General features: G+C 47.0%; 1 protein-coding gene. It reads left to right on the top strand.

The window, feature by feature from the left end; translation table 11 throughout:
* Positions 1-17: 17 nt before the first annotated feature.
* The coding region (locus ASC50_RS03190; RefSeq protein WP_226995364.1) for a glycoside hydrolase family 97 catalytic domain-containing protein at positions 18-627 on the top strand (610 nt) is incomplete at its 3' end.

The raw sequence follows: 627 nt of genomic DNA, 5'->3' as shown, positions 1-627 counted from the left end.
GTATTAAAATTGATTTCATGGACCGCGACGACCAGGAAATGGTGAATTGGTATCGCGACATCATCCGTTGTGCTGCGGATAACCACTTATTGGTTGATTTTCACGGTGCCTACAAACCCGACGGCATCATCCGCACTTACCCGAACATGCTCACGCGGGAAGGCGTAATGGGAAATGAATATTACAAATTCAGTAAAAAAATGAATCCCGAACACAATGTCAAACTGGCTTTTACCCGTATGTTGGCAGGTCAGATGGATTATACGCCGGGCGGATTTAACAACGTCACCCCAAGCGACTTTAAAAACCAGTCGCCGACTTTGGTAGCCAATACCCGCGCCGCTGAATTGGCAAAATTTGTGGTTTACGAAAGTCCATACACGGTGGTGTGCGAACATCCCAAATTTATTTTGGGGCAGCCGGGAGCCGACTTTTTGAAAATCGTCCCGACCGTTTGGGACAATATAAAATTTCTCGGCGGTTCGCCAAGCGAATATGTGGCAATTGCCAAGCAATCGGGTAGCAACTGGTTTATTGGGGTGCTAAACAACAGCGTGGAAAAAGATATCACACTCGACACGAAATTCCTGTCTGCCGGAAAACACACCATCGAAATCTGGGCAGATG

The sequence above is a fragment of the Candidatus Symbiothrix dinenymphae genome, assembly GCF_001431085.1.
Note: the sequence above shows the minus strand (reverse complement) of the source record. Positions and strands in the feature narration are given on the sequence as shown.